17 protein-coding genes and 1 pseudogene are annotated in these 19,113 nt (G+C 40.1%); 5 read left to right on the forward strand and 13 right to left on the reverse strand.

Going from position 1 to position 19,113, the window contains the following annotated elements; genetic code table 11:
- Position 1 precedes the first annotated feature (1 nt).
- The 5 genes from IPH84_15915 to IPH84_15935 form a co-directional block, all read right to left on the reverse strand.
- Positions 2-1,036 carry a CoB--CoM heterodisulfide reductase iron-sulfur subunit A family protein gene (locus IPH84_15915; GenBank protein ID MBK7174674.1) on the reverse strand — a complete coding sequence of 345 codons (1,035 nt, stop codon included), beginning with the start codon at positions 1,034-1,036 and terminating at the stop codon, positions 2-4.
- Entirely contained in the window at positions 1,033-2,109 is a 1,077-nt protein-coding gene (locus IPH84_15920; GenBank protein MBK7174675.1) for a heterodisulfide reductase subunit B, read from the reverse strand. The genes IPH84_15915 and IPH84_15920 overlap by 4 nt, the downstream gene beginning before the upstream one ends.
- The gene (locus IPH84_15925) at positions 2,106-2,816 is read right to left on the reverse strand and encodes a 4Fe-4S dicluster domain-containing protein (protein MBK7174676.1); all 711 of its coding nucleotides are present in this window, start codon (positions 2,814-2,816) and stop codon (positions 2,106-2,108) included. Before IPH84_15925 ends, IPH84_15920 begins: the two co-directional genes overlap by 4 nt.
- Before the next feature lie 250 nt (positions 2,817-3,066).
- Positions 3,067-3,474: a hypothetical protein gene (locus IPH84_15930; GenBank protein MBK7174677.1), complete on the reverse strand. Its 408-nt coding sequence runs from the start codon at positions 3,472-3,474 to the stop codon at positions 3,067-3,069.
- Positions 3,475-3,476: 2 nt separating this feature from the next.
- Positions 3,477-4,121, reverse strand: coding sequence for an orotate phosphoribosyltransferase (locus IPH84_15935; protein ID MBK7174678.1), 645 nt, complete (start codon positions 4,119-4,121; stop codon positions 3,477-3,479).
- A 261-nt stretch (positions 4,122-4,382) separates the two neighbouring features.
- Between IPH84_15935 and IPH84_15940 the strand changes: the two genes are divergently transcribed.
- Both IPH84_15940 and coaD read left to right on the forward strand, forming a co-directional pair.
- On the forward strand, positions 4,383-4,838 hold the full coding sequence (locus tag IPH84_15940; protein MBK7174679.1) for an NUDIX domain-containing protein: 456 nt from the start codon (positions 4,383-4,385) through the stop codon (positions 4,836-4,838).
- Positions 4,839-4,927: 89 nt separating this feature from the next.
- The gene (gene coaD / locus IPH84_15945) at positions 4,928-5,389 is read left to right on the forward strand and encodes a pantetheine-phosphate adenylyltransferase (GenBank protein MBK7174680.1); all 462 of its coding nucleotides are present in this window, start codon (positions 4,928-4,930) and stop codon (positions 5,387-5,389) included.
- Here the strand turns inward: coaD and rsmD are convergent.
- The 3 genes and pseudogenes from rsmD to IPH84_15960 all read right to left on the reverse strand — a co-directional run bounded on the left by rsmD (position 5,376) and on the right by IPH84_15960 (position 7,401).
- Positions 5,376-5,926, reverse strand: a pseudogene (gene rsmD / locus IPH84_15950) (16S rRNA (guanine(966)-N(2))-methyltransferase RsmD). The gene coaD and the pseudogene rsmD overlap by 14 nt on opposite strands.
- Complete coding sequence (locus tag IPH84_15955) at positions 5,917-6,786, reverse strand: DUF3822 family protein (GenBank protein ID MBK7174681.1); 870 nt, start codon at positions 6,784-6,786, stop codon at positions 5,917-5,919. Before IPH84_15955 ends, rsmD begins: the two are co-directional and overlap by 10 nt.
- 18 nt (positions 6,787-6,804) lie before the next feature.
- Positions 6,805-7,401: a hypothetical protein gene (locus tag IPH84_15960; protein MBK7174682.1), complete on the reverse strand. Its 597-nt coding sequence runs from the start codon at positions 7,399-7,401 to the stop codon at positions 6,805-6,807.
- Between the two features lie 254 nt (positions 7,402-7,655).
- On the opposite strand from IPH84_15960, the gene IPH84_15965 reads away from it, so the two are divergent.
- Entirely contained in the window at positions 7,656-8,627 is a 972-nt protein-coding gene (locus IPH84_15965; protein MBK7174683.1) for a hypothetical protein, read from the forward strand.
- A 121-nt stretch (positions 8,628-8,748) separates the two neighbouring features.
- On the opposite strand, the gene IPH84_15970 is transcribed toward IPH84_15965, so the two are convergent.
- Positions 8,749-9,213 (reverse strand): type I restriction enzyme HsdR N-terminal domain-containing protein, encoded by a 465-nt coding sequence (locus tag IPH84_15970; GenBank protein ID MBK7174684.1) that lies wholly within the window; start codon positions 9,211-9,213, stop codon positions 8,749-8,751.
- Positions 9,214-9,317: 104 nt separating this feature from the next.
- Between IPH84_15970 and IPH84_15975 the strand changes: the two genes are divergently transcribed.
- The gene (locus tag IPH84_15975) at positions 9,318-10,088 is read left to right on the forward strand and encodes an AMP nucleosidase (protein ID MBK7174685.1); all 771 of its coding nucleotides are present in this window, start codon (positions 9,318-9,320) and stop codon (positions 10,086-10,088) included.
- Positions 10,089-10,113: 25 nt separating this feature from the next.
- Complete coding sequence (gene holA / locus IPH84_15980) at positions 10,114-11,136, forward strand: DNA polymerase III subunit delta (GenBank protein ID MBK7174686.1); 1,023 nt, start codon at positions 10,114-10,116, stop codon at positions 11,134-11,136.
- Positions 11,137-11,149: 13 nt separating this feature from the next.
- Here the strand turns inward: holA and IPH84_15985 are convergent, their stop codons facing one another.
- From IPH84_15985 to purL, 4 genes are all read right to left on the reverse strand, one after another.
- Positions 11,150-12,931 carry a long-chain fatty acid--CoA ligase gene (locus tag IPH84_15985; protein ID MBK7174687.1) on the reverse strand — a complete coding sequence of 594 codons (1,782 nt, stop codon included), beginning with the start codon at positions 12,929-12,931 and terminating at the stop codon, positions 11,150-11,152.
- A gap of 305 nt (positions 12,932-13,236) precedes the next feature.
- Complete coding sequence (locus IPH84_15990; protein ID MBK7174688.1) at positions 13,237-13,998, reverse strand: SDR family oxidoreductase; 762 nt, start codon at positions 13,996-13,998, stop codon at positions 13,237-13,239.
- A gap of 164 nt (positions 13,999-14,162) precedes the next feature.
- Positions 14,163-14,867 (reverse strand): purine-nucleoside phosphorylase, encoded by a 705-nt coding sequence (gene deoD / locus IPH84_15995; GenBank protein ID MBK7174689.1) that lies wholly within the window; start codon positions 14,865-14,867, stop codon positions 14,163-14,165.
- A gap of 184 nt (positions 14,868-15,051) precedes the next feature.
- Positions 15,052-18,741, reverse strand: a complete 3,690-nt coding sequence (gene purL / locus IPH84_16000; GenBank protein MBK7174690.1) for a phosphoribosylformylglycinamidine synthase — start codon at positions 18,739-18,741, stop codon at positions 15,052-15,054.
- Positions 18,742-19,113: the final 372 nt, after the last annotated feature.

Raw genomic sequence — 19,113 nt, forward strand, 5'->3', positions numbered from 1 at the left:
GCTAATCAGTTAAAGTATCCTGAACAAGGTAATCATGGATGGCCAAGGCTGCTGATCGGGCATCGGTGAGGGTTTCAGTAAGTGTTTTCGGCCCGGTGCAGGTGCCAGCAAGGAACACACCTGGTACTTCACTGATATTGGAGAATAAGTGGGCATCGGCTGTGTTCAGAAACCGGTCTTCTGAGGTTTTGAAACCAAGGCTGACACCCAGCTTTGAATTCCCTTCGGCAGCTTCCATACCTGACATCAGCACCAGCATATCCACTGTTATTTTTAAAGGCTTACCTAAAAGAGTATCTTCAACTTTAACGACAATATTGCCTGACATATCTTCCGTTGATTCACTCAATCGTCCCCTAATAAATTGAATGGAATGCTTCTCCTGTGCTTCTTTATACAACTCTTCATAATGCCTGCCGAACATACGGAGATCCATATAAAAACAGAAAATTTCTGCATCGGGGAATAGTTCCTTTACCTCGATGGCCTGTTTTACAGCGGTTATACAGCAAACCTTGGAGCAGTATATGTTCCCTGACTTTTCATCCCTTGATCCTACACAATGCACAAACCCAACCCTGGCAGGAGATTTTCCCAGGCGATGCCTGATACCATCATTTTCTTTGAAAATCTTTTCAAGATCGGAGGATGTAATTACATGGTCATATATCCCATATCCATATTCCTCTTTTCTTTCAGCCTCAAATAATTTAAAACCAGTAGTAATCAATACAGCATCAGTATTCATCACCCAACCATCGGCTGCAGAAATGATAAATTTTCCTGAAAAAGGTTTAACTGATTGAATTTCTTTATTGTAGTAAATAGGGATTGATGCATCAATATTTCTGATCAGGTGATCAACGACCTCACTGGCAGGGCGTCTGTCAGGGAATAATTCATTCCAGTTGTTGATATGCCCTCCGGGAACCTGACTCTTTTCAATGATATTGACGCTATACCCCAATGAATGCAGTACAGATGAAGCCTCGAGACCTGCGGCCCCCGCTCCGATGACAGCAATCGTTTTACTCATTCGGCATAGAATTTAAGTATTGATGGTGCTTCTGGTTTACCAAGGTCTTCACCATTAGGTCCTTTAAACTTATTTTCAGGAATATACTCAATTCCTATTTTATCAAGCAATGGTTCACAGGCAACCTGGTGAAGCTGCAAACCTAACTCCCAGGGATCATACCCCAGTAACAGGCCAGCCACTTCCTCATATGTAAAAACTGGAATTCCCTGATTGTTTTTTCCATAAGTACGGCCTTCCATTTCGCTAAGTGCATATTGCCAGCGATCAAGAAACATAGGGCATCCAGGGCAATTGGTTATAATCATATCAGGCTCAAAAGGTGCCATAGATTCGAATTTTTTCTTCGAGCAGGCAATTGAAAAGCCTCTGTTTGCCTGAACAGCATATTGTCTGAATCCGAATCCACAGCAATGCCGTCTCTCAGGGTAATCAATCACTTCACCTCCCCAGGCTTCTACCATGCCAGTGAGAACGTATGGATACTCAGCACCTCCAACCCCTTTATGGGGAAACATTTTTGAATAATGACATCCAATGTGTTCTACAACCCTCAAAGGATTTCCAGTATTTCTATTTATGAGCCTGTATTTAGCTTTGGCAGCAATTTCATTTCTGAATTTAAAGATGATGTCGCTGGCATGTGCCAGGTTTGAGGGGATCTCAAATTCACGGCCAGTCGCTTTCATCAAATACTCCCTTGTTTTGTCGAGTGTTTCAGGAAAATGACGCCATGTTTCAATGATCTCGGTATACAATCCAAAAGAAGTAATGCAAGAAGCAATGTAGTTTTCATAACCGGCTTCCTTCATAAGGGCAAATTGCCTGGCAATCACCGTCATCGTAGTTTCGAAGGGGACTACATCAGTATGATATCCTATTCCTGTACAAGATGTGTGATGCTGACTATCATAGAGATCTTTCCCTAATTCATCTTTGAGAATTTTTGTAAATGCCTTTTCAGAACCCGGAAAAAAATTTTGCCTGATGCATGAACGGGCATAAAAGAATTTATCGTCGGCGATCTCTTTTTGATATTCTTTCCAAATGAGCCTTTTTCCTTCAAGCTTCATTCCCTGGTATGTGTTTCGTTATTGTCAGTATAAACTTTCATAAAATAGGCTGCTCCCTGGTCCTCTTCGAAGCTTATACCCATTTCTTCTGCTTTCTTTTGTGAGAATTCTTCAATTTTATTGAACCTTTCAATTCCTCCTGTTACTTCAAAGATTCTACGGATTTCGTCGAGGTCCGACTGGTCAATTTTCCTGAGAGCGCCTGGTCCTTCTCCCTGGTAATTTGCCCCAAGTTTTGACATTACAGGTTCCAGGTGCTCCATTTCCCATTCCCAGACTGGCCCTTGCTCAGGATGCAGTTCCGGTGCTATACTTTGAGGGTTGATGCAATAACCATGAGATAATATTTTTTCTCCGATACCCCTTTTAATAGCCAGTTGCTGCCTTCCTTTCTCCGATTCAGTAAAGTAACCCATATCCTGGGAAAGAGACCTAAGGGCAATAATCATCAATCCGGGGGTGTTCCCTCTAGGGCATCGTGTTTTGCATGACATACATTCGCCGCAATACCAGATAGTTTCACTCTTAAGTAGTTCGATTAAATTGATTTCATCGCGTTTTTGAACTGCAACTGCAATAGCTCTCGGATCGTAATCATAGAACTCAGCTGCCGGGCAGATTGCAGTGCAGGTACCACAATTGATACACGCTTTAAGGCTTTCAACAAACCTGACATCTTTATCCAATCGGTCAAATAGTTCACCCATATCCGGAAGGCTTGGTTAACCTGGTGTGACTTGTATAATCATTATGAAATAGCAAACAAATATAGCTAAGAAATTTTGGCGAACTACATCATTAGCTTATCTGGAAAGAATCTTAAAGCAAGATCCTGGTGTAAAAGACGATAATTATGGCAAAAACATAAAATAACCCGGAAACCACAACATGTTTCCTTCATCTCATTAATAATCAGAAAAAATAATGCCTGAGACTGGCCAAAAAACTTAGTTTCTTTTAACTCTCCATGACTTGTTTGAGCCGGGCTGCCAATAAATTAATGAAATCCCGCATGGGTTTTTCAGCCATCATGGAGATAAATGGATTCATATCTGCATCCATGACTAATTGCACTTTTGTTGAAGTTTCTCCCTCAACTTCAAAATGACAGGAGAGTTTAAAATCAAAGGGTAACTTCCCCTCTCCTTCCATAACTACTTTTGAAAATGGAAGCCTTTCAATCATTCTCATGCCAAGGGTTGCCAGTCCTTTGATTTCAAAAGAGCATTGATCCGGGGTTGCTGACCAGTTCTGTACTTGTTCCGGCATCAGGTGAGAAAAGTTGGTAAAGTCACTTAAGAAAATGTAGATATCCTTCGCTTCACGCTGTACCAGGAAAGAATCGCTTGAAATTGATTTACCCATAATTAAACGCCCCAGGTTTTAGGATTCTCACGCCATTGAATCAATGATTGCATGTCGGAATCCTTTATAATATTCTGCTCCAGGGCTTTTTTTACGAGATAATTATAATTAGTGAGTGTTTTTAGGATGCAATTAGCTGCCTTAAAACTTTCTTCTGCTTCCGGAAGGCCATAGGTAAAGATGGCAACCATTCCCTTAACGTTGCATCCGGCATCGCGTAGTGCCTGCACAGCATTTAAACTGCTTTTGCCAGTGGAAACGAGGTCTTCAATCACTACAACGGATTGCCCGCTTTCAACCACTCCTTCAATCTGATTTTCCAGGCCATGCCCTTTTTTCTCGGAACGGATATATACAAAAGGAAGTCCAAGATCCTGAGCCACAAGCACACCTGCAGCAATTGCTCCCGTAGCAACACCGGCAATCAGGTCAACATTTCCAAATTCATCATTTATGAGTTTCACAAACTCCTGCCGGATATAGGTCCGGATCTTTGGATAAGAAAGAGTGCGACGATTATCGCAATAAATTGGGGACTTTATACCTGAACTCCAGGTAAATGGATTGGCATTGTCCAGCTTAATTGCTTTAATTTGCAATAATGATTCAGCAACGGTTAGGGCAGTATCTTCAAACTTCGATTTCATCTATCTTTCGGATTACTGTTCGGGGTTTACTTAGTAAGTAGTTTGATTGCAATATGCTTCCCAACTACTCAAAGAATATAAAACGCAAACTTTATTATGGGTCAAAGGTATAGAGTTTTTCTGAATGATCGCGTGATCGAAATTTCAGAAATTATCAACAATATTGATAATCAGCCTGATGAAATAACAATTCAGTATTCTGATAAGAAAGAACTCAAAAAAGAAATAGAACGATTCATATTGGATCCTAATTGCAATAGGATGAATATTTTTTCAGCCGTTCATCCTTCAGACAGTTGGAAGGATTTTATTTCATGTTTCAAATACCTGGAAGCAGCCGGTGGAGTTGTTTACAATGAAAAGAAAGAGATACTTTTTATCAGGAGATTTGAAAAATGGGATTTGCCTAAAGGCAAAATTGAAAAAAATGAGCATCCGGAGGAAGCTGCTGTAAGGGAAGTAGAGGAAGAAACCGGGTTGAATCAGCCAGCTATTTTACATTCTTTGCCTGATACTTACCATCTATATCCGGATCGCAATAATAAGTTCATTCTTAAAAAGACATTTTGGTTTCGAATGTCATACTATGGGTCGGAGGCACTTATACCACAATTGGAAGAACATATCACTGAAGCCAGGTGGATTTCTGAAAAAAAGTTAGATGAAATTCTAACTAATACCTACGCATCATTAAAAGGCTTGCTGGAACAGCTTTAGCGCTATTATGACAGGCCATATCCCTGACAGTATCTTTTCCTTCACTGAGTCGCAATTTCTTTTCATAACTTTGTATAAATATAATCTTTATGAAAATAGCAGTCTTTCCAGGCTCCTTTGATCCGATTACCCGGGGCCATGAATCTATAGTTCAACGTGCGATCCCGCTTTTTGATAAGATTATTATTGCTATTGGCACTAATATTGACAAATCAGGCTATTTTACATTAGAGCAACGGTTAACCTGGATTCATGAAGTCTTCAAAGATGAACCCTCTGTTTCTGTAACCAGTTATCATGGACTTACAGTTGATTTCTGTCATGAAGTGAATGCAGGTTATATGATCAGGGGATTGCGCACATCTGCAGATTTTGAATTCGAGAGGAGTGTTGCCCAGGTGAATACCCGCCTATCGGGAGAATTGGAAACAATATTTTTCCTCACTTTGCCTGAACATGTAATGATTACATCTTCTATTGTAAGAGAAGTGCATAAGTATGGAAGAAATGTAAGCCAGTTTGTCCCTGATGGTATAATTATTCCGAAGTAGATTCCTGGAAAAGAAAAAAGGTAAAATGCACTTTCCCATAGTTCCGTTCTTCCTGGAAGCAGGGATGTTTACTGAAATTTACCGATGAATCATGTTCGATGATCATCATCCCTTCATCATTCAATAAACCATTTTTGATTACCAGGTCAGGAATAAGCAAAACTTCCTTCATATCATAGGGCGGATCTGCAAAAATGATATCGAATTTACGTTTGACTGATTTGAGGTAATTAAAAACATTAGCCTTTATAACATAAACATTGCTAAGTTTAATTTCCACTATTGCTTTAGAAATATACTCAGTACAACGATGATTCAATTCAACAGCGACCACATCTTTTACACCCCTGGAAGCAAATTCCATAGTAATACTTCCTGTACCGGCAAAAAGATCCAGCACTGATGATTCGGTGAAGTCTACCTGATTATTCAGGATATTGAAAAGACTTTCCTTAGCCAGGTCGGTAGTAGGACGAACCGGAAGCCCTTTTGGGGGATGAAGTTGCCTCCTCTATGTGATCCACTGATTATTCGCAAAATGGTAGATTAAAGAGTGTGAAGTATTTATGAACAGGAATATCTGAAAAAACAGTGCCAAAATCAGCCTGTACGCCAAAATTTGCAAAATTCAGGCGGTCAATATAGTGATACAGCATTTTAAAGTCCTCATCACCTGCTATGATATCACCCATCAGGTTTACAATTTCTTCAGAGGGCACGAAACCCATTTGCTCCAGGACATATATTGTAAAGTAAACCAGATCATCGGGTGCAGATCTTTTGAAAGTATTGTAATATAGTAATTTTCTACCCTGAATAATGATTACATCAAAAAAGCCTCCCATAACATTTAAGAATACCTGCCTTGCAATAATATGATCATTTGATCTCAGAAGGCTCTGAATAAGGGCTGTAGCTGTTGATCCGGGTTGCAGGACACTAAACCTGGAAATGCAAAGGTTCCTTATGCAGGAAGGCAATGCATAAGCAACCTGAATATTGCCAATTTCAAGAAACTGAGTAGCAACAATTTCAGCAGCATCCAACTGATGATTGAACCTGAAGTAAGACTCAAGGCTCGTTTCATGAACAAAACCCGGGGGTATTAAAGTAGCTTTCGGAGAAGCATATACAAGATCAATTTTATTGAAGGCAAGCTGGAACAGATCAATTTTATTCATTTCCTGCTTAAAGAGCTCACATAGTTTCTCATTCCTGGGAATTGCTGAACTATTTCTAATACCAAGGGTATAGTCGGCAAGGGCCACAAAGGTCATAGTCCTGGGGTCCAGAACACAAAAAGAAAATCCATCCGGCCTTAGCAGGATGGATAATCTGTATTTTTCAGTATGCCCCTGGTCAAATAATGGATCAACCAGGTTCAGGATACATTCCAAGGTTAGAGTATTATCAGATTACTCCCAGTTGCCGTCGGTAGAGGCTTCATACATAGAACCTACCTTAAGCCCGGGAAATTTATTCTTGTCTTTCATCTCCTGAACTCTATTGATTACTAACTGCTTATTTAAACCAATAGAATAAGTTTCGAGAGGAGCAGTGACTTCAAAAACACTGACATCAACTCCCCCTTTATTAATTTTACCTGCCTGCAGAGTGAACTTTTCATTATTTGAAAAGGGAATGAGTTCCAGCTCTTCCAATTTATAGTTCTTCTTAGCAAAGATTGAATCAAAGATACTTACAAAACCAATTGTATCAGTGATGGTCCTGGTATTGGTAGTGTCCTTTGGATCAGGTACCATTTTAACTTCAGGAACTTTACCTTCACGAACAAACTGAATCAGGGTATCAAAGCTAGTAGTATATCGCTTATTCAGTGTCTTGAAAAGAGACTGAGCAGTGCGGATATCCTTAAGTTTTGAGATAACATCCTCACTTCTTGACTGAAGTTCTTGTTCAAATTTTAGCGGTGTATTGATACTATTGTAAACCAGATAACCCAGAATAACAATAACCAGGGCAAGAACAACCTTAATGACGGGACTTTTCATATATTGAATGGTTAAAGATTTTCAACCTTATTCCTTGATCCTCAAAACCTAGGCGGATAACTTACAAGGAGGGTGCAAATGTAGAATAAATTCCATAATAATGTATTCAGGTTACATCGAAAAAATGCAGTAAATCATTATGGAACGTTTTTTGATATAGTCCTTACTATCTCTAAAATTGAGGTAAGTACGATTAATATTTCTACATTTGTACTTCCATAAGTGAAACACTATAAATAAACACTGGTAACACTATGAAAAATTCCCTTTTTCTTGCCACTGCTCTAGCAGCAATCTTTTTCCTGAACACCCCTGTTCTTTTTTCACAAACCAAAGACGATGCCGGTAATGCTTATAATGCAGCCCGTACCTTATCAACTACTGATAAAGCTGGTGCACTTAAAGGCATGATTGAGGTTGTTACTATGAGTGAAAAAATTGGGGCGGAAGCTGATGATATTAAAAATATGGCGATAGCTGTCATTCCTGATTGGCAGTACCAAATCGCCAATGATTTCCTCAAAGAAAAAAAATATGATGAGGCGATCACTGCATTTGAACAAACCATTGTTCTTGCAGAAAAATATAATGACACTGAAAAGAAAAGTAAATCTTTGGGGCAGCTCCCAAAACTACATTTTATTAAAGGACAGGAAGCTTTGAAAGCAGATAATACTGATGGTGCAATTGCCAGTTTTGACAAAGCTATTGGATTTGATCCTGAATACACTAAAGCATATTTCAGCAAAGGAGCAGCGTATAAGAAGAAAGGTGATTTCGATAATATGCAGAAAGCGATGGATAAAGCCTATGAACTGGGAATCAAGACCAACGACACTGCCACAGCTGCAAAAGCAAAGGATGCTATGGGTTCAACCTTTCTCAGCAGGTCCAATAAAGCATTTGCTGCCAAGAATTATGCACAGGCAATCGAACTCGCAAATAAATCCCTGGAATACACCCCTGAAAGTAGCTCTACCTTCCTCATCCTTTGTGTTAGTTATAATGCCCAGGTAAAATCAGACCTTGCACTGGAAGCAGCTAACAAAGGTTTAGCAATTGAACAGAAACCTGAAAAACAGGCTGATTTCTATTTCCAGATTGGAAAAGCGTATGAAGGAAAAAAGGATAATGCTAATGCATGTGCCAATTATAAAAAAGTGACAACCGGTCCTAATAAGGCAGCTGCAGATTACCAGATGAAAACGGTATTAAAGTGTAAATAGATAATCTTTAAGATTTTAAAAAGGCTGTTTCCAGAAGGAGACAGCCTTTTTATATTTGGATCAATGATTTCTTTCTTTAACTCGCTATTAATAATTCCATCCGGGCGCAGGCGAGGTCCACTTAAATGAATAAATTATTCAACTCAGAATAAGAAGGAATCTCTTCTAAGAATTGGTAGGTATTTGCAGTTGGATCAAGAAAACAACAATAGTGGTTTAATCCATTAGTGATATAGAAAATACCGGCATTTAGCTGCATATTATATCTTGCAGCCTGATCAAAAGTCTTTTGAGTAATCAAGACAGAGGGTGCTTTACATTCAATCAATACAATTGGAGTGCCTGAATTATTGAAAGCAACCAGATCAAATCGCTTAACAAGTCCGTTCAGCACGATTTTCTTCTCTACGCCAAGTAAACCAATCGGAAAACCTTTAATACCCGTAAGATAGGCAATAACATGCTGACGCACCCATTCCTCTGGAGTAAGCCGAACCATTTTTCTCCGGATCGGATCCCAGATCATTTGCCGGTCATTCTGTGAGGAAATTCTGAATTGAAAATCTGGAAAATCTAGTGACTGCATGAATACTTTTTGTCAAGATTCAGGTTAAATTTCAAAATGAAGCCTGTGTATACAAAGATGGATTAAAAAATCTAAATTTGCGTCATATCTGATAATTTCAGCCTATGAAAACGAAAAAGGAGATCGTTGAGAATTGGTTACCAAGATATACCGGTACTCAATTAGAGGATTTTGGCGAATACATTCTTTTGGTAAACTTTTCAGCCTACCTCGAAGAATTTGCACGAATGAATAATGTGGAGATCAAAGGAGCGGGACGTTCGATGCCAAGTGCCACAGCAGGGAACATCACCATGATCAAATTTGGAATGGGAAGTGCTAATGCTGCAACAATAATGGATTTATTAGGAGCAATTCATCCAAAAGCCTGTTTATTCCTTGGTAAATGCGGTGGGCTTAAAAGAAAGAATCAACTGGGTGATTTAATTTTGCCCATAGCAGCCATAAGAGGAGAAGGAACGTCCAATGATTACTTTCCTCCCGAAGTACCTGCACTCCCGGCATTCAGTCTTCAGAAAGCTATATCAACCTCTATCAGGGAACATAGCAGGGACTATTGGACAGGAACCGTTTATACTACCAACCGCAGGGTTTGGGAACATGATAATGAATTCAAGAAGTACCTTCGTTTGACAAGGGCTATGGCTATTGATCTTGAAACTGCAACTATTTTTGTTGTTGGTTTTGCTAATGAAGTACCAACCGGTGCTTTATTACTGGTTTCTGATCAGCCAATGATTTCTTCCGGGGTAAAAACTGAGAACAGTGATAAAATTGTGAATGAGAAATTCATGCATGACCATCTCTCTATTGGTATTGAATCCCTGAAACAAATGATTGACAAGCATCTTACCCTGAAACATCTGCATTTCTAATCAATTTCCTGCATCACCCGACTACATGATTGCTACTTTCAACCAGTTAAAAAAAGATCTTCAGACAAAGGATTATCACCCTATCTATATCTTATATGGTGATGAACCCTATTATATAGACCTGATATCGGACTATATGATTGAAAATGTGTTGGATGAAACTGAAAAGGCATTTAACCAGGTGGTACTTTATGGCAGAGACACCCCGGCTATCATGCTGGTTGATCAGTGTAAACGTTTCCCGATGATGGGCAATGTGCAATTGATTGCATTACGAGAAGCACAGGATATGGATGTAAAGAAGGAAGAAAATATCCTGCATTTATTGTCTTATCTAAAGAACCCTTCTCCATCCACTATTCTGGTATTAGGATATAAATATAAATCACCAGGAGTTAAAATACTGAATGCAGCGAAAAAGGAAGATAAAAATGTTGTCCTCTTTGAATCAAAGAAAAAGAAGGAAAACGATTTACCTGTATGGATCAGTGAACAAGCCAAAGAAAATGGCTATAGTATTAATACCAAGGCTTGTATTATGCTAATCGAATTTCTGGGTAACAACCTTGAAAAAATTGAGAATGAACTGGGAAAACTCTATATCAACCATCCGAAAACTGAAATAATCACAGAAGCTGTGGTTGAGAAATATATTGGCATAAGTAAGGACTACAATATTTTCGAACTTCAACGTGCAATTTCATCAAAGGATGCGTTTAAAGCAAATCAGATTGTTGACTATTTCGCAAATAATCCTAAAGAAAACTCAATATTCAAAATATTACCCATACTTTTTAACTACTTTACAAAGATCCTATTGCTCCATAGCCTGGAAAATAAGAGTATATCTGATGTCATGAGTAAATTAGGTACTCATCCCTCTGGTGCGGAGGAGTTTCTAAGAATGGCAAGGAATTATCCCCCTGCCAAGGTCCAGGAAATTCTTTCATGGATAAGGGAAACCAATACCAGGACTTTAGGGATTGAAAACTATTCGGCTAATGACAGACAGCTATACAGGGAGTTAATTTTCAAGATTCTGCATTAAACCGGATGTCGGTTTAGTCCTCTACCCTATTAAATAATCGATCAATCCTGGTGCCATATTTTTCCTGGATAAAAAGTCGTCTTAACTTTAGTGAAGCAGTGAGTTCACCTGTTTCCACCGTCCATTCCTTATCCAGAATATCAAAGGCTTTGATTTGTTCTGTTGCACCAAAGAACTTATTGAACTTCGAAATTTCTTTTCCAACGCGATTTTGAATTCGTTCATTCTGAACCATTTCAATATCTGTTGTATAAGGAATTTCCTTACGGGCACACCATGACTTGAGAAAAGCAAAATCGGGGACAATCAAAGCTGCTGCATATTTCTGGTTTTCACCAACAACAATCAGGGCATCAATGAAATGTGACTCCTTAAATTTATTTTCAATTAATTCCGGGCTGATATATTTTCCAAAAGAAGTTTTAAAAATCTCTTTTTTCCTGCCGGTTATTTTCAGTTGTCCTTCAGGTTCAATCCGGCCAAGGTCACCGGTATGAAACCAGCCATTGCTATCGATAGCGGCGCTTGTGATTTCCGGCTCCTTATAATAACCCATCATGAGACTGGGTCCTTTACATATAATCTCCTGGTCAGGTGCAATCTCGACTTGTACATTACTGATCACAGGACCAACTGTGCCAAATTTCACCCCATTTTCTTCAAAATTATTCACAGAAATCACCGGAGAGGTTTCTGTTAATCCATAACCTTCAAGAACCGGGATTCCAGCGGCCCAGAAAATCCTTGCCAGCCTGGGTTGCAGAGCAGCGCCCCCGGAAACCATGACTTTAAGATTCCCTCCCAATGCAGCAGACCATTTTGAGAAAACCAATTTGCGGGCAATCTTCAATTTTGCTTCATAGAAAAACCCATTTTGCCCGTACATTTCATATTTTAATCCAAGATGAACCGCCCAGAAGAAGATCATTCTTTTTATCCCCTTCAGTTTTAACCCATTGGCCATGATCTTATCATAAATCTTCTCGAGTAAACGTGGCACAGTTGAGAGAATATAAGGTTTCATCTCCCGCATGTTGTCCGAGATCGTAGCAATGCTTTCGGCGTAATAAATAGATATTCCGGCATACTGATAAAGGTAAGTAAGCATGCGTTCATATACATGACAGAGTGGCAGGTAACTAAGCGCTTTGCCTTCATCACCGAAGGGAAGGATATGCTTGCAGGCCATGAAATTTGAAATAATATTCAGATGGGAAAGCATTACCCCTTTTGGGTTACCTGTAGTGCCTGAAGTATAGATGATAGTGGCCAGATCAGAAGGTAAAATAGAAGACTTGATATTTTCCAGTTTCTGCTCTTCAACATTCGCTTTTCCCAGGGAAACAACTTCGGAAAACATTGGAATACCTTCTGTTTCCCTGAAAGCATATACTCCTTTGAGTGTAGGAATTTCACTAATAATGTGTTCAATTTTCCGGTAAGTATCCCAACCTGAAACGAAAACATACTGAACCTCAGCATGGGCAAGGATATACCTGTAGTCGGACTCGCTGATAGTTGGATAAACAGGTACATGAATAGCACCCATCTGAAGAATACCCATATCCACAAAATTCCACTCCGGCCTGCTCCCTGAAATGGTAGCAACCTTATCGCCTTTCTTTACACCTAAGGCCATCAGACCATAGCTAACCTGTGTTGAAATTGCAATGTAATCATCGATAGAATACTTAACCCATACCCCGGCTTCTTTGCCGGCAAACAGATCATCTTTCTTAGTGTAAGTATCCCGGATATGTGGAAGCAGGTCGAAAAGACGGGTAACATTGTTCATCAGGTTTCCTTATTTAGGTGTCATGTCTGCCGAACCGCAATGATAATACCCCGTTTATAAGCCTTTGGCCCGAAATATCATTTTCGCAAATTCAGTTATTTTGTAGTTTCAAGAGATGCAAAATTCACAGAATGAAATAGCAACGGTATAAAAATACAAATTCCAACTAAACACATATAAAAATGTTCATATATTTTTAACATTCAGAATTAAAACCTGGGGGATGATCGAGTAATAGCAAGAACCTTTTCAGCACTATTCTGAAAAAATCGATTCCGGTAAAGAAGTATATCCTTTCTAAAAAACTACAGATTCTTATCGAAATAAGCAGGACTTGCCTGGGCAGCAGGCATAATCACAAGGTCATTTACATTTACATGAGGAGGAAGTCCTGCGATCCAGGTTGCAGCTTCGGCAATATCATGCCCAGTTAGAGGGGTGAAACCTTTATAGACATTGGCAGCCAACTCCTTGTCACCTTTGAACCTTACTTCAGAGAACTCAGTCTCTACTGCGCCGGGTGCTATTTGTGATACCTTGATTCCTTTTGCGAGAAGGTCAATACGCATCGCTTTTGTCAATGCATCCACGGCAAACTTTGTCGCACAATATACATTGCCCTTTGGATAAACTTCCTTCCCTGCAATTGAACCAATGTTAATAATATGTCCTTTCCCATTTTCAATCATCCAGGGAACTACTTTTCTACTCACATAAAGAAGTCCTTTAATATTGGTATCAATCATTATATCCCAATCATCTACTTGTCCTTCCTGCAGATGATTTAATCCCAGAGAAAGTCCGGCATTATTGATCAATACATCAACCGATCGCCAATCCGCGGGGACTGAATCCAATGCTTCTTCAACCATTTTTCGATCTTTCACATCAAAAATCAAAGGCAATACCTGGACATTAAATTGTTCTCTTAATTCTTCAGCAATTTTATTAAGACGGTCTGCCCTTCTTCCGGTAATTATCAATCGGTCATTCAATCCAGCAAAGGAGAAGGCACATTCTTTACCAATGCCACTTGTAGCTCCGGTTATTAAAATAGTTCTATTCATCCTGGATCAGCTGTTAGTGATTAAATCGTAAGAAATTGAGTATGCTAAAAAAATAAGTAAATATCAATTGGAGAGCACCATGGGCTCTATCGGTAATCGTCCTGTATGGTTTATAACAACTGGAATCGGGAACCTGATCCGGAAGAATCGGAGTCCGGTGTATGTTATACCAGGCTTAAAGCCAACTGACTCATCTGGTTGAAGTTGAATTGACGCTCAGTGGCACTAACATGTTCACCTGTAAGAAGATGATCGCTAACCGTTAGAAGTGATAATGCATCCACTTGGTGCCGGGCAGCAAGCAAATACAATCCGGCGGATTCCATCTCAACAGCAAGAGTACCATGCCTGCGCCATAGTGCATAACTATCACCCAACTCTGGATCATGATAAAAGAGGTCAGAAGAAAGAATGTTACCTGCTTTTAGTTCCAGTCCCATTTCCCTGGCATTTTCATTTGCTTTTAAAGCGAGCTGAAAGCTTGCTGTAGGGGCAAAAGTCATACCGGGGAATGCTCTCCCAACGGCTGCAGAATCGGTGGAAGCGCTGACTGCCATGATTAGATCGCGGACATGAATATCTTCTCTGATTCCTCCACAGGTACCAACCCTTACCAGGGTTTTGACTCCGTAATCATTGATCAGTTCGCTTACATAGATCATCAGCGATGGTAGTCCCATGCCTGTACCCTGAACTGAAACTCTTTTTCCTTTATAGTAACCAGTAAAACCAAGCATACCGCGTACATTATTGTAGCAGACAGCTTGTTCGAGTTGGTTTTCAGCTATATGTTTAGCCCTGAGGGGATCTCCCGGTAGAAGAATAAAATCTGCTATATCGCCGGGTTTTGCTTCAATGTGGATGCTCATATTCTGTTAAAAATGTGCGCAAAGATACACACAATAGATTCTCTACCTAATTTCTATACTCCTGATATTTCTGTTTCCAAACCTGTTTTGGGCTGATCCCCGAAATAAAAGAAGTTGCGACAAATTAAATTAAGGCGAAAGATTCTTCATGAAAGACAATCTCCTCCTTTTCCAGTAGTATTAATTATGATTGTTTCCGGATCCATTCCCTGGCATTAACAAAAGCCTCTATCCATGGACTTACCTGGTCATTTTTCCTGTCGTTAGGGTAATACCCCCATTGCCATGGATACACAGATCTTTCAAGGTGTGGCATAATTGCCAGATGCCTGCCATTTTCAGAAGCAAGACATGCTGCATCATACATCGAACCATTAGGATTCCCGGGGAAATCATGATAGGAATAAGTTGCAGGAATTTTGTAAGCGGATGACTCATAAGGGAACCAGAACTTCCCTTCTCCGTGGGCTACCCAAATTCCCAGGGTAGAACCAGCCAATGAAGAAAGCATCACTGTGTTATTTTGCTGGATATCAATAGTGAGGAAATTTGATTCATACTTATGGGTATCATTATGCAACATCCTTGGCTTCTGCTCATGATCAGGATTCAACAATCCAAGTTCAATCATCAGCTGGCATCCATTGCACACACCCAAAGAAAGAGTATCCTCCCTTTTAAAGAAATCCTCCAGCGCTTTTCTTGCCTTCTCATTATATTGAAATGCACCAGCCCATCCTTTTGCCGAACCCAATACATCACTATTTGAAAATCCCCCAACAAAAACAATCATTTGAATATCCTCCAGGTTTTCTCTGCCTGTTACAAGATCTGTCATATGGACATCTTTAACATCAAACCCGGCAAGGTGTAATGACCAGGCCATTTCACGATCGCCATTGGATCCTTTTTCACGGATGATTGCTGCCTTTAACCCTGTGGGTATTCTCCGGGATGATTCGAGGGTGTATGATTCAAGACTCCCCATGAAATGATCAGGAAAATTGAAATTTCTTTCCTGTAGCTTATAATTGGCGAATCGCTCCTTTGCCTTTTGTTCACCACTTTGTATTCTATCCAAAAGGGCAGAAGACAGGAACCAGTCATCACGCAGGGAATCAATTTCGAAACTGTATTGTTCGGCATTATTCTCAATCTGCAATAACCTCTGAGGAGAAGGAGTACCTAATACAATATAATTAACTGCTTTTTCATGTAGAAATACTGTAGCAAAATCCAGGTCATTCACCTGAATAACTACCCCAGGATTTTCTGAGAATAACTTTGTGATCAAATCATGACCTCCCAATTCATCCAGACGGAGAGACAGTCCGACACCCGGGCTGCTAAAGGTCATTTCCAACAGGGTTGTAATCAATCCCCCGGAAGAAATATCGTGCCCGGAAATGATGATTCCTTTTCGAATCAAATCCTGTATGGCATTAAATGCAGTTTTTACATAAGCTGGGTCTGCCGCATCAGGAGCTACACGACCGATCTGATTAAGGGACTGTGCAAAGCTACTGCCACCCAATTCAAAAGAGTTTCCTGAGAAGCTTATGTATAGAATTGAAGAAGTGAACTTAGGTTGAATAACAGGTGTGATGCATTTAGTGATATCCTCAACTTCTGCAACAGCAGTAATAATCACGGTACCAGGTGCTAATACAGCATTTCCATCAGGATACTTCTGTGTCATTGACAAGGAATCCTTTCCTGTAGGAATATTGATACCCAGCCCAATAGCGTATTCAGAGGAAGCCTGGACAGCTTCATATAGCCTTGCATCTTCACCTTTATTCTTACATGGCCACATCCAATTGGCACTGAGTGAAATACTTTCCAGTCCCCCATTGAGCGGAGCCCATACAATATTGGTCAGAGCCTCTGCAATGGCAAGACGTGACCCCTTTGCGGGATCAATGATTCCGCTTACAGGAGCATGCCCAAGGGAGGTTGCAATGCCTTTCTTACCCTGAAAATCCATTGCCACCACACCACAATTATTTAAAGGTAATTGAAGTGAGCCAGCACATTGTTGCAATGCAATACGACCTGTTACAGAACGGTCCACCTTGTTGGTAAGCCAATCCTTGCAGGCTACTGCTTCCATCTGCAGTACATCCTTAAGGTAAGTCATTATCATTGCCGGATCATAAGTAATCGCCGGAAAATTCTGAGTTACAGTTTCATCTTTGATAATGGTGCGGGGTGGTTTTCCAAATAGATATTCCAATTTCAGATCCAGGGGTTTGTTGCCATTACCAGGGTCCTGAAAGGTAAATTGCATATCTCCCGTGATGTGTCCAACATTATAAAATGGAGCTCTCTCCCTTTGTGATACATCCGACAATAAAGAAGCATGATTTTGGTCAATCACTAATCCCATTCGTTCCTGGGATTCATTTCCAATGATCTCCTTTGCTGAAAGAGTAGGATCTCCAACTGGAAGTTCAGTCAGATTAATTACACCACCTTGCTCTTCAACAAGTTCTGAAAGGGAGTTTAAATGTCCCCCTGCTCCATGGTCATGGACAGAGATGATCGGATTTTCATTGCTTTCAGCCAATGCTCTGATGGCATTATAAACCCTTTTCTGCATTTCAGGATTGGAGCGCTGAATAGCGTTTAATTCAATACCGCTATGATATTCGCCAGTCGCCACTGAAGATACAGCACCACCGCCCATTCCAATGCGATAGTTATCACCCCCCATTACAACAACCAGGTCTCCAGGCTGAGGGTGGCCTTTTTGACTATCCTTCTTTTTAGCATAACCAATCCCTCCTGCTAACATGATTACTTTATCATAACCATATTTATGAAAGGATTCCAGATGTTCGAAAGTAAGAACCGAACCACATATCAGGGGCTGTCCGAATTTATTGCCAAAGTCGCTGGCTCCATTGGAAGCTTTAATGAGAATTTCTTCAGGAGTTTGGTATAACCAAGGCCTGGGAAGTAATCCGGATTCCCATTTGCGATTGCCGGAAGTCCTGGGATAAGATGTCATATAAACGGCTGTTCCTGCTATAGGAATTGAGCCTTTACCGCCAGCCATTCGGTCGCGGATTTCTCCGCCTGAACCTGTGGCTGCCCCATTAAACGGCTCCACCGTTGTGGGGAAATTATGGGTTTCAGCTTTTAAAGAAATTACTGTATCTATTTCGCGTATCTCAAAAAAGTCAGGTTTATCGGGACTGGCAGGAGCAAACTGCTCAGATTTGGGCCCTTCAATAAAGGCAACATTATCCTTATAAGCAGAAACTATTCTTCCCGGATGAGCCTTTGAAGTATTCCGGATCATCTGGAAAAGGCTGTTTCCCTTCTCTTCTCCGTCAATAATAAAGGATCCGTTAAATATTTTATGGCGGCAATGTTCTGAATTTACCTGGGAGAAACCAAAAACTTCACTATCCGTAAGGCTTCTATCCAGCTTAACGCTAACCTCTTCCAGGTAGGCAACTTCTTCTTCGCTGAGTGCAAGACCTTCTTTAAGATTATATGCTGCAATATCAGTAATCATCAGGATTTCGTCCGGATTTTTATTCACTTGAAAAATATCCTGAGAAAGTCCCTCGTACATGCGTTCAAGCATTGGGTCAAAGGTAGCAGCAGGTGAAGCCGCTTCCCTGAATTCTTCGATCCTGATAATCCCGGATATACCCATTGTTTGTGTAATCTCAACGGCATTGGTACTCCAGGGAGTAATCATTTCACGACGGGGCCCAATAAAAAACCCGGCTACTGATTGTTCCTTCAAGAGCCGGGCGTCGCTGAATAACCATTCCAGTTTTTGAAAATCATCATTCGCTGGTTCACCTGAATACTGCACAGCATATAGGTTACCTGAATTTCGAAAATATAAGATCATAGAGGGATTGTTTCAGAATGCAAAGATAGGAAATCTGAAAACCTGAGAGGCATTAAATTTGGAACCAAAGCCTCAATCGATCCGCAGAGTGCCAGCAATTGAGTATCCTATTCAAATAAGGAAAACTTATGCAGATTAACACTAAAACCATCTGAAAGATGCATTAAACATCGTTATTATCATTATATAATATATCTGACAAGGCCTTACAGAATAATACAGGAGATAAAAAGCCAAAGACAAATCCAATAATACAAACATTTTACTGATTTTGTCAATCATATGATAGATTTTTTATCTAAATAAATGCAATAATCATCTAAAAACACCACCCTTTCCTGTAAAACAGGGAAGAAAACTCATTTATTCCTG

It is taken from the genome of Bacteroidales bacterium, from assembly GCA_016707785.1.
GTDB lineage: Bacteria > Bacteroidota > Bacteroidia > Bacteroidales > UBA4417 > UBA4417.

Bases quoted from the DNA above. Each gene is read 5' to 3' on its own strand.
- IPH84_15915 (MBK7174674.1), bottom strand. From the start codon at position 1,036: ATGAGTAAAACGATTGCTGTCATCGGAGCGGGGGCCGCAGGTCTCGAG.
- IPH84_15920 (MBK7174675.1), bottom strand. From the start codon at position 2,109: ATGAAGCTTGAAGGAAAAAGGCTCATTTGGAAAGAATATCAAAAAGAG.
- IPH84_15925 (MBK7174676.1), bottom strand. From the start codon at position 2,816: ATGGGTGAACTATTTGACCGATTGGATAAAGATGTCAGGTTTGTTGAA.
- IPH84_15930 (MBK7174677.1), bottom strand. From the start codon at position 3,474: ATGGGTAAATCAATTTCAAGCGATTCTTTCCTGGTACAGCGTGAAGCG.
- IPH84_15935 (MBK7174678.1), bottom strand. From the start codon at position 4,121: ATGAAATCGAAGTTTGAAGATACTGCCCTAACCGTTGCTGAATCATTA.
- IPH84_15940 (MBK7174679.1), top strand. From the start codon at position 4,383: ATGAATATTTTTTCAGCCGTTCATCCTTCAGACAGTTGGAAGGATTTT.
- coaD (MBK7174680.1), top strand. From the start codon at position 4,928: ATGAAAATAGCAGTCTTTCCAGGCTCCTTTGATCCGATTACCCGGGGC.
- IPH84_15960 (MBK7174682.1), bottom strand. From the start codon at position 7,401: ATGAAAAGTCCCGTCATTAAGGTTGTTCTTGCCCTGGTTATTGTTATT.
- IPH84_15965 (MBK7174683.1), top strand. From the start codon at position 7,656: ATGAAAAATTCCCTTTTTCTTGCCACTGCTCTAGCAGCAATCTTTTTC.
- IPH84_15970 (MBK7174684.1), bottom strand. From the start codon at position 9,213: ATGCAGTCACTAGATTTTCCAGATTTTCAATTCAGAATTTCCTCACAG.
- IPH84_15975 (MBK7174685.1), top strand. From the start codon at position 9,318: ATGAAAACGAAAAAGGAGATCGTTGAGAATTGGTTACCAAGATATACC.
- holA (MBK7174686.1), top strand. From the start codon at position 10,114: ATGATTGCTACTTTCAACCAGTTAAAAAAAGATCTTCAGACAAAGGAT.
- IPH84_15985 (MBK7174687.1), bottom strand. From the start codon at position 12,931: ATGAACAATGTTACCCGTCTTTTCGACCTGCTTCCACATATCCGGGAT.
- IPH84_15990 (MBK7174688.1), bottom strand. From the start codon at position 13,998: ATGAATAGAACTATTTTAATAACCGGAGCTACAAGTGGCATTGGTAAA.
- deoD (MBK7174689.1), bottom strand. From the start codon at position 14,867: ATGAGCATCCACATTGAAGCAAAACCCGGCGATATAGCAGATTTTATT.
- purL (MBK7174690.1), bottom strand. From the start codon at position 18,741: ATGATCTTATATTTTCGAAATTCAGGTAACCTATATGCTGTGCAGTAT.